17 protein-coding genes and 1 riboswitch are annotated in these 14,773 nt (G+C 69.3%); of the genes, 5 read left to right on the top strand and 12 right to left on the bottom strand.

From position 1 onward, the window contains the following. From TQ29_RS09745 to thiD, 10 genes are read right to left on the bottom strand one after another with little or no spacing between them, the layout of a single operon-like run. A complete protein-coding gene (locus TQ29_RS09745; protein ID WP_054538997.1) occupies window positions 1–738 on the bottom strand; it encodes an ABC transporter permease in 738 nt (245 codons plus the stop codon). Next, window positions 735–1,460, bottom strand: coding sequence for an ABC transporter ATP-binding protein (locus TQ29_RS09740; RefSeq protein ID WP_054538996.1), 726 nt, complete (start codon window positions 1,458–1,460; stop codon window positions 735–737). The genes TQ29_RS09745 and TQ29_RS09740 overlap by 4 nt, the downstream gene beginning before the upstream one ends. Further along, window positions 1,457–2,131: a TenA family protein gene (locus TQ29_RS09735; RefSeq protein ID WP_082386592.1), complete on the bottom strand. Its 675-nt coding sequence runs from the start codon at window positions 2,129–2,131 to the stop codon at window positions 1,457–1,459. The genes TQ29_RS09740 and TQ29_RS09735 overlap by 4 nt, the downstream gene beginning before the upstream one ends. Continuing rightward, on the bottom strand, window positions 2,128–3,060 hold the full coding sequence (locus tag TQ29_RS09730; RefSeq protein WP_054538995.1) for an ABC transporter substrate-binding protein: 933 nt from the start codon (window positions 3,058–3,060) through the stop codon (window positions 2,128–2,130). The genes TQ29_RS09735 and TQ29_RS09730 overlap by 4 nt, the downstream gene beginning before the upstream one ends. Further along, window positions 3,057–4,040, bottom strand: coding sequence for a HesA/MoeB/ThiF family protein (locus TQ29_RS09725; RefSeq protein WP_054538994.1), 984 nt, complete (start codon window positions 4,038–4,040; stop codon window positions 3,057–3,059). The genes TQ29_RS09730 and TQ29_RS09725 overlap by 4 nt, the downstream gene beginning before the upstream one ends. Further along, a complete protein-coding gene (locus tag TQ29_RS09720; protein ID WP_054538993.1) occupies window positions 4,037–4,630 on the bottom strand; it encodes a thiamine phosphate synthase in 594 nt (197 codons plus the stop codon). The genes TQ29_RS09725 and TQ29_RS09720 overlap by 4 nt, the downstream gene beginning before the upstream one ends. Then, complete coding sequence (locus TQ29_RS09715; RefSeq protein WP_054538992.1) at window positions 4,630–5,400, bottom strand: thiazole synthase; 771 nt, start codon at window positions 5,398–5,400, stop codon at window positions 4,630–4,632. The genes TQ29_RS09720 and TQ29_RS09715 overlap by 1 nt, the downstream gene beginning before the upstream one ends. Before the next feature lies 1 nt (window position 5,401). Continuing rightward, complete coding sequence (gene thiS / locus TQ29_RS09710; protein ID WP_037211344.1) at window positions 5,402–5,599, bottom strand: sulfur carrier protein ThiS; 198 nt, start codon at window positions 5,597–5,599, stop codon at window positions 5,402–5,404. Beyond that, a complete protein-coding gene (locus TQ29_RS09705; RefSeq protein ID WP_054538991.1) occupies window positions 5,577–6,566 on the bottom strand; it encodes an FAD-dependent oxidoreductase in 990 nt (329 codons plus the stop codon). The genes thiS and TQ29_RS09705 overlap by 23 nt, the downstream gene beginning before the upstream one ends. After that, entirely contained in the window at window positions 6,563–7,363 is an 801-nt protein-coding gene (gene thiD / locus TQ29_RS09700) for a bifunctional hydroxymethylpyrimidine kinase/phosphomethylpyrimidine kinase (RefSeq protein WP_054538990.1), read from the bottom strand. Before thiD ends, TQ29_RS09705 begins: the two co-directional genes overlap by 4 nt. Window positions 7,364–7,420: 57 nt before the next feature. Further along, window positions 7,421–7,522: riboswitch (TPP riboswitch) on the bottom strand. Between the two features lie 234 nt (window positions 7,523–7,756). On the opposite strand from thiD, the gene TQ29_RS09695 reads away from it, so the two are divergent. From TQ29_RS09695 to TQ29_RS09675, 5 genes are all read left to right on the top strand, one after another. Then, complete coding sequence (locus TQ29_RS09695) at window positions 7,757–8,080, top strand: helix-turn-helix domain-containing protein (RefSeq protein WP_054538989.1); 324 nt, start codon at window positions 7,757–7,759, stop codon at window positions 8,078–8,080. After that, complete coding sequence (locus TQ29_RS09690) at window positions 8,077–9,318, top strand: type II toxin-antitoxin system HipA family toxin (RefSeq protein ID WP_054538988.1); 1,242 nt, start codon at window positions 8,077–8,079, stop codon at window positions 9,316–9,318. Before TQ29_RS09695 ends, TQ29_RS09690 begins: the two co-directional genes overlap by 4 nt. Before the next feature lie 160 nt (window positions 9,319–9,478). After that, window positions 9,479–10,711 carry an amidohydrolase family protein gene (locus TQ29_RS09685; protein ID WP_054540392.1) on the top strand — a complete coding sequence of 411 codons (1,233 nt, stop codon included), beginning with the start codon at window positions 9,479–9,481 and terminating at the stop codon, window positions 10,709–10,711. Between the two features lie 106 nt (window positions 10,712–10,817). After that, window positions 10,818–11,240 carry an organic hydroperoxide resistance protein gene (locus TQ29_RS09680; protein WP_054538987.1) on the top strand — a complete coding sequence of 141 codons (423 nt, stop codon included), beginning with the start codon at window positions 10,818–10,820 and terminating at the stop codon, window positions 11,238–11,240. Further along, window positions 11,237–11,701, top strand: a complete 465-nt coding sequence (locus TQ29_RS09675) for a MarR family winged helix-turn-helix transcriptional regulator (RefSeq protein WP_054538986.1) — start codon at window positions 11,237–11,239, stop codon at window positions 11,699–11,701. The genes TQ29_RS09680 and TQ29_RS09675 overlap by 4 nt, the downstream gene beginning before the upstream one ends. 51 nt (window positions 11,702–11,752) lie before the next feature. Here the strand turns inward: TQ29_RS09675 and TQ29_RS09670 are convergent, their stop codons facing one another. Together TQ29_RS09670 and TQ29_RS09665 are read right to left on the bottom strand one after the other, a co-directional pair. After that, window positions 11,753–12,727 carry an alpha/beta fold hydrolase gene (locus TQ29_RS09670; RefSeq protein WP_054538985.1) on the bottom strand — a complete coding sequence of 325 codons (975 nt, stop codon included), beginning with the start codon at window positions 12,725–12,727 and terminating at the stop codon, window positions 11,753–11,755. Window positions 12,728–12,874: 147 nt separating this feature from the next. After that, window positions 12,875–14,620 (bottom strand): DedA family protein, encoded by a 1,746-nt coding sequence (locus TQ29_RS09665; RefSeq protein ID WP_054538984.1) that lies wholly within the window; start codon window positions 14,618–14,620, stop codon window positions 12,875–12,877. Between the last annotated feature and the right edge of the window lie 153 nt (window positions 14,621–14,773).

The raw sequence follows: 14,773 nt of genomic DNA, 5'->3' as shown, positions 1-14,773 counted from the left end.
CTATGTGCGGCCGCGAAGGGCACGGTCGCAAGCCGCGTCGATCGCGGCATGCAGCAGCAGCGTGAGCACCGCCAGCACCAGAAGGGCCGCGAACATCAGATCGGCCTTGGCCCGGCCGTTGGCCAGCAACATCAGATAACCCAGCCCTTTGGACGCCCCGACCCATTCGCCGATGATCGCGCCGATCGGGGCATAGACCGCCGCCAGCCGCAGGCCCGAGGCAAAGCCCGGCAGCGCCGCGGGCACGCGGATCTGCCACATCACGCGCCAGAAACCGCCCCCCATGACACGGGCCATGCCCAGCCAGGCCGGGGGCGTGCGCATCAGCGCGTCGAAAAAGGCCGAATTCACCGGAAAGAAGATGATCAGCAGCGCCATCGCCACCTTTGACCACAGCCCGTAGCCCAGCCACAGCGTCAGGATCGGCGCCAGCGCGAAGACCGGGATCGCCTGGCTGAAGACAAGCATCGGCCGCAGGATGCCGCGCGCAAAGGGCGAGGCGGCCAGAAGGATCGCCGCCCACCAGCCCAGAAACGCGCCAAGGCCCAGCCCGATCAGCACCTCGGCGGCGGTGATGGCCGCATGTTCGGCCAAAAGCGCGCGGCTGGTCCACAGGGTTTCGGCGACGCGCGCGGGGGCGGGCAGCAGAAAACCGGGAATGCCGGTCAGGCTGACCACCCCCTGCCAGAGCAGCGCGAACAGCGCCACGAGGCCGAGCGGGCGCAGGGCGCGGCTCATGCCGCCGCCATCAGCCGGCGGTGCAGCGCCGCCTGCAATTCCAGCGTGGCCGGGGCGTCGAACGGGCGCGGCGTGGGCGTTGCAGGGGCGGGCAGGGGCTCTGTGCCGCCGCTGTGCATGTGCAGGATGTGGTGGCCCAGCCGCGCGGCCTCGGCCGGATCATGGGTGACATGCAGAACGGTGCGGCCCTGAAGCAGCGTGGCCGAAAGCTCTTGCACCTGCGCCCGGGTGCGCGCGTCGAGCGCCGAGAAAGGCTCGTCCAGCAGCACCACCGGGCGATCTTCCAGCAGGGTGCGTGCCAGCGCCGCGCGCTGCCGCTGACCGCCGGACAGGGCGTTCGGTTTCTTCTGCGCGTGATCGGCCAGGCCCACGCGGGCCAGGATGTGCCGGGCGGCGGCCATGTCGGGCGCCGCGCCCCGCAGGTGCGCGCCCAGCGTGACATTGCCCAGCACGTCGCGCCAGGGCAGCAGCAGATCCTCCTGCGCCATCAGCGCGACCCGCCCGTGCAGCGGCGCGTGATCCGAGGCGCCGAAGCTGCCGCCAAAGGTGATGCCGTCGTCCAGCCCCGCGAACAGGCGCAGCACGGTGCTTTTTCCCACGCCCGAGGCGCCCAACAGGCAGGTCCATTGCCCCGGCGGCACCTCGAACCGGACCGGCCCGAAGACCGGGCTGCCGCCGATCGCGGCCGTGCCGTCAAGGAACAGGCCGGGCGGGGGGGTCATGGCGCCAGGCCCATGTCCCAGAACCCGGCCTCGAGCCGCGTGGCCAGGGTGAACCGGTGGCACAGCGTGGCCCAGCGGGCGCTTGCCTGCGGCGCATCACCGATCCGCCGCGCCACGGCGCCGTCGATCAGCGCGCCGACGCCGTGGCAGACCTGCTGATACTCCGCGCCGCCATAGGTGGCGATCCAGTCCGCATAGGGTGTTTCGCCCGCCGCGCGCATCAGCCGCGCGCCGATCTCGCCATAGCCCAGAACACAGGGCGCGAGCGCGGCCAGCAGATCCAGAAAATCGCCCGAATGGCCGGCGTCCAGCACGTAGCGGGTATAGGCCAGGTTCTCGACCCGTTCCTCGGCCGCCTGCAGCGCGGCCTCGGAAATCCCGGCCTCGGCGCAGGTTTTCACGTGCAGGCGCATCTCCTCGTCGATCAGCGCATGGACGGTGGCGGCGCAGATGCGCATTTCGTCCGGCGTTTCGGCCTTTGTCACGGCCAGCGCCCAGGCGCGCGAGAAATGGATCAGGAACAGGTAGTCCTGCGTCAGGTAATGCAGGAAGGCAGCGCGTGGCAGCGAGCCGTCGCACAGCCCCGCGACAAAGGCATGGCCGGTATAGCGCTGCCACGCCCCGCCCGCCGCCGCGCGCCAGAGCGGGAAGATGTGCCCGTAATCGCTCATGGCGCGCCCAGATCGACGGCCAGCCCCGAGACCGGCCGCGCGGCCGCGATCAGCCCGGCCTGATGCAGGAAGACCTCGAACCGCGCATAGCGGCCCGCGTCCAGCGCGGCGGGGCGCAAGGCAAAGCGCGGCAGCGTATCGGCCCAGGCCTTTTCGTTCAGCGCGTCCTGCAGCTCGGGCGAGGTGCCGGCGAAGATCTCCCAGCTTTCCCGGGGATGGTTCACGATATACTGCGTGGCCTTTTCGGTCGCCGCCAGAAAGCGCCCGATCATGTCGGCATCCATGGTTTCGGGGTTGGCGACATAGATCAGCTCGTCATAGGCGGGCAGGCCCTCTTCCTCGGGATAGAAGCAACGGCCCGGAACGCCCTCGATTTCCATCTGGTTCAGCTCGAAATTGCGGAAGGCGCCAATCACCGCGTCGACCTGGCCCGACATCAGCGCGGGCGAGAGCGACCAGTTGACGTTCACCAGCGTGATTTCGTTCATCGACAGCCCGTTGCGGGCCAGCATCGCCGACAGCAGCGCCTCTTCGACACCGGCGACCGAAAAGCCCACCCTGGCGCCTTTCAGGTCGGCGATCGCTTTCACCGGGCCATCCTCCAGCACCAGCAGGCAGTTCAGAGGCGTTGCCACCAGCGTGCCCACACGGATCAGCGGCAGGCCCTCGGCCACCTGCAGGTGCAGCTGCGGCTGATAGGAAATCGCCAGATCGGCGCGGCCGGCGGCGACCATCTTGGGCGGGTCGGCGGGATCGGCGGGGGCGATCACCTCGACCTGCAGACCCGCATCGGCGAAATAGCCGTTCTCCTGCGCCACGATGATCGGCCCGTGGTCGGGGTTCACGAACCAGTCCAGCACAAGCGTCATCTGATCCTGCGCGGCGGCGGGGCTGGCCGCGAGCAGGGCGGCGAAAAGGAGGTGTTTCATGGTCTCTCTTCGGTTGGGTCGCCAAGGGCGACGAGGATGATCTCTCCGTCCCAGCAGCGTGCCAGGCGGTCTGCCGCCTGCCAGGCGCGCAGCCCGGAGCGGCAGCAGAAGGCGGCGCGCTGGCCGGGGGCGGGGCGGGGGCCGTCGGGGCCGATGTCGGCCACGCTCAGGCGGCGGGCGGCGGGATGGGGCGGGGGGCCTTCGCCGGGGCCGCGCAGATCGACGATGAAATCGCCCGCGTGCAGCGCGTCCGGGGCGGCGAAGCGCCGGGCGCGGGCCGGTTCGGGCGCGCCATCAAAGCGGAACCCGCCAAAGCGCGGGCCGTGCGCGTCGAAGGTGACAAGCTGGCCCAGCGGGCCGGGCGGCAGCTCGGTCAGCAGAGCGATGGCCATCTGCGCCTGAAGCGCGCCGATGGTGCCCACGACCGGGCCCAACACGCCGGTTTCGGCGCAGCTTGCCATGCGCTCGGGCAGATCGGGGAACACCGCCCGCAGGCTGGGCGCGCCGCCGCAAAACCCGCCCACATAGCCCTCCAGCCCGATGACCGAGGCGCTGATCAGGGGGGTGGCCCGCGCGTGGCAGATATCCGACAGGATATAGCTGGCCGCGAAGCTGTCGGCGCAATCGAGCACGATTTCCGCCCCGGCACAAAGATCGGCGGCATTGGCGGGGTTCAGCGCCGTGACGCGGGCGTCAACCACAGTGTCGGGGTTGAGCGCGGCAAGGTGGCGGGCGGCGCAGCGCGCCTTGGGGTGGCCCAGATCCTCCGCGCGAAACAGCGTCTGGCGGTGGAGGTTCGAGACATCGACGATATCGGGATCGACCAGCCGGATATGCCCGATGCCCGCCCCGACCAGATATTGCAGCACCGGCGCCGCCAGCCCGCCGGCGCCGACCACCAGAACACGGGCCCGGCGCAGCGCCTCCTGCCCGGCGGGGCCGAACTCCGGCACGGCGATCTGGCGGGCATAGCGGGTCATCGCGTGGCCTCCAGCCATTCGCGCACCCGCGCCTCCGGGTCGGGGTTCAGCGTGATGTCCGTGACCGCCGACACGATATCGGCCCCGGCGGCAAAGGCACCCGGTGCGCGCGCCACGCTCATGCCGCCGATGGCGACAAGGGGAATGTCGCCGATCCGCGCTTTCCATTCGGTCACACGGGCCAGGCCCTGCTGGTGCCATTTCATCTTTTTCAGGATGGTCGGATAGACCGGCCCCAGCGCCACGTAATCGGGCGCCAGCGCCAGCGCGCGCTCCAGCTCGGCATGATCATGGGTACTGACGCCCAGGTTCAGCCCGGCCCGCCGGATCGCGGCGATGTCGGCGGTCGCCAGATCCTCCTGGCCCAGATGCACCCAGTCGCAGCCCGCATCGATGGCAAGGCGCCAGTGGTCGTTGACCACGAGTACCGCACCGTGGCGGTGGCACAGCGCCTGCGATGCGGTGATCGCCGTGCGCAGCGCCTGCTCGGGCTGGTCCTTGATCCGAAGCTGCACGAGCTTCACGCCCAGCGGCAGGGCGCGTTCGAGCCAGCCGGGGCTGTCGAAGATCGGATAGAAACGGCTCGGCATCACAGGAACGCCCTGCCGATCACCGGGGTCGAGGGGGCGGCCATGTCGCGCGGCTCCATCGGGTCGGCCTCATGGGCCAGCCGCCCGGCGGCGACGGCCTTGGCGAAACCTTCGGCCATCGCCGCCGGATCGCCCGCCCGCGCGACGGCGGTGTTCAGCAGCACCGCGTCAAACCCCATCTCCATCGCCATCGCCGCCTGGCTGGGCAGGCCCAGCCCCGCATCCACCACCATCGGCACGTCGGGGAACTGCGCGCGCAGGGTCCGCAGCCCGTAGATGTTGGTCAGCCCCAGCCCGGTGCCGATCGGCGCGCCCCAGGGCATCAGCACCTCGCAGCCCGCCGCCAGCAGACGGTCGGCCAGAACGACATCCTCGGTCGTGTAGGGAAAGACCTGGAAACCGTCATCTGTCAGGATCCGCGCGGCCTCGACCAGCGCGAAGGGATCGGGCTGGAGCGTGTCGGCATGGCCGATCACCTCGAGCTTGATCCAGGGCGTGCCGAACAGTTCGCGCGCCATCTGCGCCGTCGTCACCGCCTCGCGGGCCGAGTGGCAGCCGGCCGTGTTGGGCAGCACCCTGACACCCAGATCCCGCACCAGCGCCCAGAAATCCGCGCCGGCCTGGTCGCCGCCCGCCTCGCGGCGCAGCGACAGGGTGGCGATACCCGCGCCGGATCGCCGGAACGCTTCGGCCAGCACCGCCGGCGAGGGGTATTGCGCCGTGCCCAGCATCAGACGCGAAGACAGCTCTGTGCCATAGAAGGCCACCATGTCAGCCCCCCTGCCGCGGCGCGACGATTTCAAGCCGGTCGCCGCTGGCCAGCGTCACGCCCGCGCGCGCGGCGGCGGGCACGAAGCTTTCGTTGACGGCGGTCGCGACTTTCGCGTCGCCATAGCCCAGTTCGCGCAGAACCTCGGGCAGGGTGGCCGCCTGTATGTCGGCCGGATTACCGTTCACCGTGATCTTCATCCATCACCTCCGGGTTCTTGTTGTCGCAGATCAGATCGGCGGTCATGCGCGCGAGCGCCGGGGCCAGCAGGAACCCGTGCCGGAACAGACCGTTAACATGGATGGTCGCGCCGCGCCGCCGGATGCGCGGCAGATTGTCGGGAAAGGCGGGGCGGGCGTCGGTGCCGATCTCCAGCACGGCGGCCTCGGCAAAGGCCGGGTGCAGGGCATAGGCCGCCGTCAGCAGCTCCAGCACCGAGCGCACGGTCGGCCGCCCGCGTTCGCCGCTTTCGATCTGCGTCGCGCCCAGCATGAAGACACCATCGCCGCGCGGCACGATATAAAGCGGAAAGCGCGGGTGCAGCAGGCGCACGGGGCGGTGCAGCGTCACCTCGGGCGTGTGCAGCACGATCATCTCGCCCTTGACCCCGCGCAGGTCGGGCAGGGTGTCGCGGGCCTCAAGCCCCCGGCAATCCACGGTGATGCCGGACGGGGCGGCCGGGCTGGCATCGAGGGTCGCGCCCTGGTCCACCAGCCTGTCATGCAGGGTCGCAAGGGCCGCGCGGGGGGTGATATGCGCCTCGTCGGGAAAATGCAGGGCCCCGTCGAAACGGCCCGCCAGATCGGGTTCGAGCCGGGCGAGCGCGTCGCGATCCAGCGCCCGGTGCCCGGTCGTGCGGCGGGCGAAGCGCGTGATCTCGTGCCGGTCCCGTCCCAGCGCCAGCACGAGGGTTCCGTTGCGGATGACGGGAACGCCCTGCCGCGCCCACCAACCGGCCGCCTCCCGACCCAGCCGGACGACCGGCTCCTCGGCGGTTTCGCCCTCGCAGAAGGGGGCCAGCATGCCGCCGGCCCACCACGAACAGCCATGCGGGCCGGGGCGGGCGGCGCGGTCGCGCAGCGTCACGCTCACCCCGCGGGCGGCCAGTTCCGTCGCCACGCACAGCCCCGCGACCCCGGCGCCGGTCACTGTGACGGGGCCGGTCATGCCCAGACCTCGTGAAAATGATGCACCGGGCCATGCCCGTGGCCGATCTCCAGCCCGTCGGCGGCGGCGATGGCCGCGTGCAGCCAGCCATGCGCCCGTTTCACCGCCTGTTGCGGCGCGGCCCCCCTGGCCAGTTCGGCCGCGATCGCCGCCGACAGGGTGCAGCCGGTTCCATGGGTGTTGCGCGTCGCAAGACGCGGCGCCTCGAACAGCGTGATGCCGCTGGTGGTGATCATCCGGTCGGTGCAGACCGGGCCCTCGGCATGGCCCCCCTTCATCACCACGGCGCCGGCGCCAAGCTGGAGCAGCGCCTTGCCCTGCGCCTCGATCTCTTCATCGGTGCGGGCCTCGGCCGTGCCGAGCAGCCTTGCCGCCTCGGGCAGGTTGGGCGTGAGGAGATCGGCCCGGGGGAGCAGGTGGCGGATCAGGCTGGCGACTGCATCCGCCGCCAGCAGGGGCGCGCCCGACTTGGCCACCATGACCGGATCCAGCACCACCGGCCCGTCGAACGGGCGCAGCGCACCGGCGACTTCCGCGATGATTTCCGCGTTGGCCAGCATGCCGATCTTGATCGCCGCAATGCCGATGTCCGACAGAACAGCGTCGATCTGGGCGGCGGCCATGCCGGGCCAAACCGGCTCTGCCCGGGTCACGCCGCGGGTGTTCTGGGCGGTGATCGCGGTGATCGCGCTGCAGCCGTAGACGCCGAGCGCCGAGAACGTCTTCAGATCGGCCTGGATCCCGGCGCCGCCGCCGCTGTCGGAGCCCGCGATCGTCAGTGCTGCCGGGATGGCCATCGTTTCTTTCTCCCAAGGCGGCGCGGAACGCGGAAGAAAGAAGGGCCGGGGTGCGGCCTCTGCTCTGGCTCCGTTCCCTACGCCGGTATTGACCGGATCAGGTTCGATGGGTTGGCGATGTGCCTCTCAGCCCCTCTCGGGGCACCCCAACGGATTCGCGGTAACGGTAATCCTCCTGGCGCGGGCGGGCAAGACGCATGTTGCCGGCCGGGGCGGCGCCGTTTTGGTTTTCTACCCGCCTGATGGGGAGGCACTTGATAGCAATAAGGATCATATGTGATCCGTTATTGCCATATTATCAATTTAAAAGATCGTATTTGATCCTGATAATTGTCATCGCGTACATGTTCCGATAGGATGAATTTGTCATCCCGACAATGGAGGGGCAGCTTTATGCGGGTCATACCCGGTCTCGACACACCCGAGGATATTCGCGAACAGGTGCGCCAGGCGGCGCAGGCCCGTCGTATCGCACTGCGCATGACCCAGGACGAGCTCGCCCAACGGTCAGGCGTGGCCATCGCGACCCTGAAACGGTTCGAGCAGAAAGGCGAGGGCTCTTTCGCCACGGTGTTGGCAATCGCCGCGGCGCTGGATGCCCTGGATGAATTCCGCCTTCTCTTTCCGCAGGTCGAGGCCGAAACGCTCGACGATCTTGAGCGCCGCATGAAACAGCGCGGACCGGTCCGGGTGCGGCGCAAGGCTGACGGGACGTGACCGGCCGGCTGAACATCGCGCTCGATTTCGGCGCCGGAACCGGGCCCGTGGCTGTCGGGCAGATGGGGTGGGACAATATGCGGCGCGAGGCCGCTGCCGAATGGGATCCGGCGTTCGCGGCGCGCCCGCTGCCGATCTCGCCCTTGCTGGTCAAGACCCATGCGGGGCTGCTGCGCCCCCGCGGGCGGGCGTTCGACGGGCTGCCCGGGGTCTTCGGTGACAGCCTGCCGGATGGCTGGGGGCGGCTGCTCATCGACCGGGAGCTTCAGTCCCGCGGGCGTTCGCTGGCTGACATCACGCCGCTGGACCGTCTGGCCATGGTTGGCCTGGACGGGATGGGCGCGCTGACCTACCGGCCCGAAGAGGTTCCGGAGCCGGTGGTGGAGATCGATCTCGACTGGTTCGCCCGGCTCGTGCCCCAGGTGGAAGAGGGGGCGAGCACCTCGGAGCTGGAGCGTTTGCGCGCGGTCGCGGGCGGCTCGCAAGGGGCGCGGCCGAAATTCGTGGCGCAGCTTTCGCCCGATGGGGATCGGTTGCGGAGTCACCGGCTGCCGCTGGCGCCGGGATGGCGTCATGTGATGATCAAACGCCGGGCCGTGCGTGACCCGGCCGGCGCCGTCGAGGCCGAGGCCGCCTATGCGCGCATGGCCAAGGATGCCGGGATCGAGATGGCATGGACCGGGGTGCTGCGTTCTGACCGGGGCGAGCCTTTCTTCGTGACGGATCGTTTCGACCGGGAGGGGGCGGGGCGGTTGCATATGCAAACCGTCGCGGCCCTGCTCGAGGTCGATTTCCGCGAGGCCACGCTGGATTATTCCGAACTGCTTCGGGTGGTGCATGGCGTGACCCGAGACATCCGCGCCACCGAAGAGATGTATCGGCGCATGATCTTCAACGCGCGCGCGCTGAACCGGGACGACCATCTCAAGAACCATGCTTTCCTTATGCACGGCTCGGGGGCGTGGCGGCTGGCCCCGGCCTATGATCTGAGCTTCAGCCAGGGCCCGGGCGGAGAGCACACGCTGACCATTGGCGACGAAGGGCGGCGACCGGGGACATCCGCCTTTGCGGAAGTTGCGAAGCGCGCCGGGATCAAGCCGCGCCGCGCCACGGAGATCATCGCGCAGGTCGATGGTGCGATCGCCAGATGGCATGACCATGCACAGGCCGAGCAGGTGCCGCCCGCATTGCGCGCGACGATCTCGGATGCCATGGCCGAGGCGAAGCGCTGGCCCTGAGGCGGCGGGCGCCATGGATTTCGGCTTGTTGGATGGCCCGGTGCGCCATATCCTTGTCCCGTCTCGGAATTTTCACCAGTTCCGGCCTTTTTCTGCCGCCTGCGCGCCAGACGAAAACACGCCGGATCGCCCCTTTCACAAAGCGGTACGCCTGACCGGTATGGCTTTCATCCTCGACAATATCGGCCTTCCGAACGGGCAGAGCGGCCTGTCGCTTCATGTTGCGCGGGGTGTGATCGCCGCGATCGGTGCGCGCGGCGACATGCCTGCCGATCTGCCCCGCCATGACGCGCGGGGCGCGCTGTTGTGCCCGGGCTTCACCGACGCCCATGTTCATCTCGACAAGGCGATGATCCTGGGCCGATGCCCGATCTGCGAGGGCACGCTGCCAGAGGCCGTGCGCCTGACCGCCGATGCCAAGCGCGGCTTTACCGAAGAGGATGTCTATGCGCGCGGCGCGCAGGTGCTTGAGATGGCGGTGCGGGCGGGCACGCAGCGGATGCGCAGTTTCGTCGAGGTGGACCCGCGCGCCGGGCTGCGCAGCTTTCGTGCGCTCAAACGGCTGCGGGCGGATTGGTCCGATCTGATCGACCTGCAGCTTTGCGTCTTCGCCCAGGAAGGGCTGACGCAAGAGATGGCGACCTGCGGGTTGATGGAGCAGGCGCTGGCGCAGGGCGGTGATCTGGTTGGCGGCTGCCCCTATACCGACCGGGATCCGGTGGCCCATGTCGGGTTGATCTTCGATCTGGCCGAGCGTTTCGACGTGGACGCGGATTTTCACGCCGATTTCGATCTCGATCCGGATGGTTCGATCCTGCCGGAAATCATCGCCCAGACCATCAGGCGCGGCTGGCAAGGCCGGGTGGCCGTGGGCCATGCGACGAAGTTCGCCGCCTTCGCGCCGGAGCGGCGCGCCGATCTGGCGCGGCAGATGGCAGAGGCGGGGATCGGGCTTGTGGTGCTTCCGGCGACCGACAGTTTCCTGAACGGTGACCGGGCCGATCCGCTGCGCCCGCGCGGGGTTGCGCCGGCCCATCGGATCGCGGCGCATGGCGCGGCGGTGGCGCTGGCCACCAACAACGTGCAAAACCCGTTCACACCTTTCGGCGATGCGTCGTTGCTGCGAATGGCGAATTACTACGCCAATATCGACCAGCTTGCCACCGATGCCCAGATGCGCGGCGTGTTTGACATGATCACCGATGCCCCGGCCCGGATCCTGCGCCGGCCCGCGCCCGAACCGCAGGCCGGGGCCGCGGCGGATTTCATCCTGCTCGCGGCGCCCGACGTGGCGGCGGCGGTGCGCGCCAATGCGCCTGTGACGGCGGTGGTGCGGGGCGGAAAGCTGCGGCTTTGGGCCCCGCGCGCGCCGCTGATGCGCGATCCGGCGTGATCGCCGGGGGCGCGCGGTTTTTCGGCCGGGCCGGTGATCTGCCCTTGCAATAGTATTGCTGGCAAATACACAGCTAGCCACATGCGTTCGTGAAAGGACAATCATCGTGAGCCCCCTTTATTCCACCACGGTCAGGGCCACCGGCGGCCGAAATGGAGCCAGCGAAAGCACGGACGGCCTTCTGGCGGTCGGGCTGGCGATGCCGAAGGCGCTTGGCGGCAAGGGCGGCGCCACCAACCCCGAGCAGCTTTTCGCGGCCGGTTACGCCGCATGCTTCGGCAACGCGGTGATTCACACCACGCGCAAGAGCGAACAGAAGATCGGCGACGATGATGTCGAGGTCGAGGCGACGGTCGGCATGGAGCCGGACGGCGCAGGGTTTCGCCTGACGGTCGCGCTTGATGTCATACTCAAAGGCGTCGATCAGGCGACGGCAGAGGCGGCGGTTGCCGACGCGCACAAGGTCTGCCCCTACTCGAACGCTGTGCGCGGCAACATCGATGTGGCCATCTCCGTTTCGACAAAATGACCGACCGGCCCGATGACACCCCCGCGGCGGACGACCTGCTGCGCCTCGACCGGCAGGTCTGCTTTCCGCTCTACGCGGCGACGAACCTTCTGCAGCGGCTCTACAGGCCGCTGCTCGCGCCCCTCGGCCTGACCTATTCGCAATATCTTGTGATGCTTGTGCTGTGGGGGCGCGACCCCGTTTCCGTCGGCGATCTTTGCGCCTGCCTTCATCTCGACAACGGCACCATGAGCCCGCTGCTCAAGCGCATGGAGCAGGCGGGGTTCGTCGCGCGTCAGCGTGACCCGGATGACGAGCGGCGCGTGCTGATCACCCTGACGCCCCACGGGCGTGCCTTGCGGGAGCAGGCAGAGGAGGTGCCGAAAGAGCTCGCCCGGCGGATCGAGGCCGCGCCGGACGAGATCGCGCATGTGCGCAGCGTCGTCCAGTCGCTGGTCGGAAAGCTTGACGAGGCGGTGTAGCCGGTTCGAACGGTCAGGCCCGGGGCCTGCACGGCCCTGAGCGCGCGGGTGTCAGGACAGCGCGGCCGGCGCGGGGCCTGGCGTCTTCGACTCTGCAAGCAGGTGCCGCAGCGTGTCTTCGACGAGGGTGGAGCGCAGGATGTGCAGAAAGTGGCCCGCGCGTTCGACGAGGACGACACGCCGGCGGGCGACGCCCACAAGACGTTCGGCGAGATAGGCGGCGTTTTCGGCGGGCACGAGCGTGTCGTGCAGCCCCTGCAGGATAGTGACCGGCGCGCGGATGCGCCCGATGCGCTGGCCGAGCGCCTCCAGCTCGCGCCGCAGCACCAGCAGTTCGGCGTTGGAATGGACAAGCGGCCGGGGCAGCAGGCTGCTCACCGCGCGCAGCGCGGCAAGGCGCTGAGCGGGATGTGTCCGCTCGCGCACGGGGTCCGCGGCGGCGCCCACCAGCAGCACGCCCGACACCAGATCGGGGTGGTTTGCAGCGAGCTGCAGCGCCACCGGCCCGCCATAGGAAGAGCCGACGACGACGGCAGGCCCGGGGCCCGCCTCCAGCAGCGCGGCGATCGCGCGGGCCTGTTCGGGCAGGGCGACGACGGGCGCGCCGGGGCCACTGCGGCCAAAGCCGGGACGGTCGATCGCCAGCCGGTGCTGGCCGGCGGGCGCGCGCCGCAGGAACGGCGCCCAATCCGACGCCTCGCCGGGCGTGCCATGGATGAACACCACCGGACGGCCAGCGGAATCGCCCGCCGCGAGGTAGCTGAGCGCCGGCAAGCCGTTGCGCCCCGGCAGGTCATGGCGGGCGAGCGCGGCCTGGCCTGAGGCGGGATGGGTCAGCCCGACGTTGGTGATGGCCTGAAACCGCTCGCGCATCGAGCGGCGGAACTGGGCGAAGGGGCCGTCGGGGCGCCGCTCGGCTGCGGCGATCACCACCACGTCCTGCGCGGGCATGCCGCCCGACATCAGGCGGGCCGCAAGCGAGCGGTCTGCGGGCGCCGCGCCGGGGTGCGTGAGAACATCTGTCATGGATCTGCCTGCGCCTTCTGCCGATAGGGTTGCTGGCGAAACCGTACCCGTGATCCGGCGAAGCACCCGGAGCCTCGGCACGGGGCATCCGCCCGGTTGCCTTGCAGATGGGCAGGCCCGGGCAGGGATGCAAGTAGGCCGTCCGGTTTACGATGAAGGCGGATAGCGCCCGATCAGGCCGGTCTGTCGCCGGGCGGCGCGCAGGATCGCAAGCGGCCCCGGTGTCTTCCAGCCGCGCTGCCGGTTCATCGCGCCGATCTCGAAAAGCATGCGCTGATGCGCGAGCAGCCGGCGGTAAACCTCAAGCAGCGGCGTCTTGGGATCCCACGCGCTGATCGATTCGCTGCCCGCGCCGTTGATCTCTATGATGAGGAAATCCTCGCCCTCCTGCAGCCGCTCCATCGAGGCGAAGCGGATGTCGTAGCGGCCATAGTGGAACTCCGGCATCGACCGCGAGATCGCATCGAAACGTTCCGAAAGCGCCGGCGTGATCTGCGCGCCCGCGTCGCGGTAAAGGCCGCCGACCCGGATCGAGCCGATGAAGGAAAGCCGCACGATCTCTCCCGCGCCGGGAATCCGGTTCAGCATCTGTTGCGTCAGGCCTCCGTGCCTGTTCTGCAGGCCGAAGTGCAGCCCCGCCTTCCACGATGCGCGCTGATCGGCGAGGATCAGGTCACGGACCGTCTGCACCCCGTCACCGATCACATGGGGGAAGTAGCGCAGGGTAAGCGCCACGACCTCGCCCCGTTCCTGATCCGGCCGGCGCACGTAGAAAACGCCTGCCTCGCCCTCCCACGGGGCCAGCTGCTGCAGCATCAGCGTGGCACCCGCGGGGAAGGCCGCCACATAGGCCAGCAACTCGGCCTCGGTGGCGAGGGAGCGCACGCCGTAGCCCTGCCAGCCGATGTCGGGCTTGGCGACAAGCGGGAAGGTCAGGCCGTTTTCCCGGGCGAGGGCGGCGGCCCGGCGCCCGTCTGCGGTGCCGTCCGCCGATCCGCGCGCCATCATCACATAGGGCGCGATCCATTGCCGGGCCTCGCCTGACACCATGTCGAGATACACCTGTTTCGACTCGCCCCAGAGCCCGCCAACCTCGATCAGCGGGTTGACCAGCGTCGGAAGCGACAGGCTGCGATACCTGGCCGAGAGCCAGAGCCACTGAAACGCCATCGGAACGTAGAAGAGTTTCGGCGGGATCCTCTCCGCCAGCCCGATGCGCGAGGAGAGGGCGCCGAGAGACGGCATCCCGGCATGGCTTTTGCCGACCCCTTTGATGGCTTTTCCGGCCTGCCGGAACACCCCCGCAAACCCGAAGCGGCCGACACGCAGCATCAGGCCCCACGGCGGGTTCCGCGCCCGGTTGGTGATCAGGATCACCAGAATGGTGAGGGTCAGAACCCACGCCCAATAGCCGGCCCCCGAGAGCACGTCATCGCCGAAGCGGACCACGAGCCAGAGCAGCGCGGGCAAATAGACCGCGGCCGTCGCCATCGTGATCAGCGCGAACACGGCGGTCCGCACCCCCAGAAGGCCGCAGCCCACATAGACCGGGAAGATGACACCGGGGACGATCCGCGCGACGATCATCGCCGCCGGCACATGGCCCAGCAGCCACGCGTTGGCCCGCTCGACCCTCGGGTGCAGCAGGAGCCGCCGAAGCCGGTTGTTCCGCCGGGCGAGCCTGCCAAGGCCGAACAGCAGGAAATCACTGGCCACGATCCCGGCGTAGAGGCTTGCCAGGGCCAGCCCGAACGGCAGCCGCTGCTCGACGATGAGAAGGCCGCCGACGACGATGGCGACATCCTCACGTGCGAAGGGCGCCAGAAAGAGGATGAGCGCCTCGATCGGCCGCGAGCTTGCCATGTCGAGCAGGGTCTGAAGGATGTCGAGCATTGTCAGCGGTGCCTGTAGGACGCTCGGTCAGCCATCATCTTGCGCATAGGCCTCTTTCTAGGCCGATCACGGGGGAACGGCAGCCTTTGAAAACAGCGGGTTGCCGGATGGAGCGCACCTGCTTCGGGCACGCTACCCGAACCTGGAAAATTA

The organism is Actibacterium sp. EMB200-NS6 (assembly GCF_001305615.1).
Taxonomy (GTDB): Bacteria; Pseudomonadota; Alphaproteobacteria; order Rhodobacterales; family Rhodobacteraceae; genus Actibacterium_A; species Actibacterium_A naphthalenivorans.
Note: the sequence above shows the minus strand (reverse complement) of the source record. Positions and strands in the feature narration are given on the sequence as shown.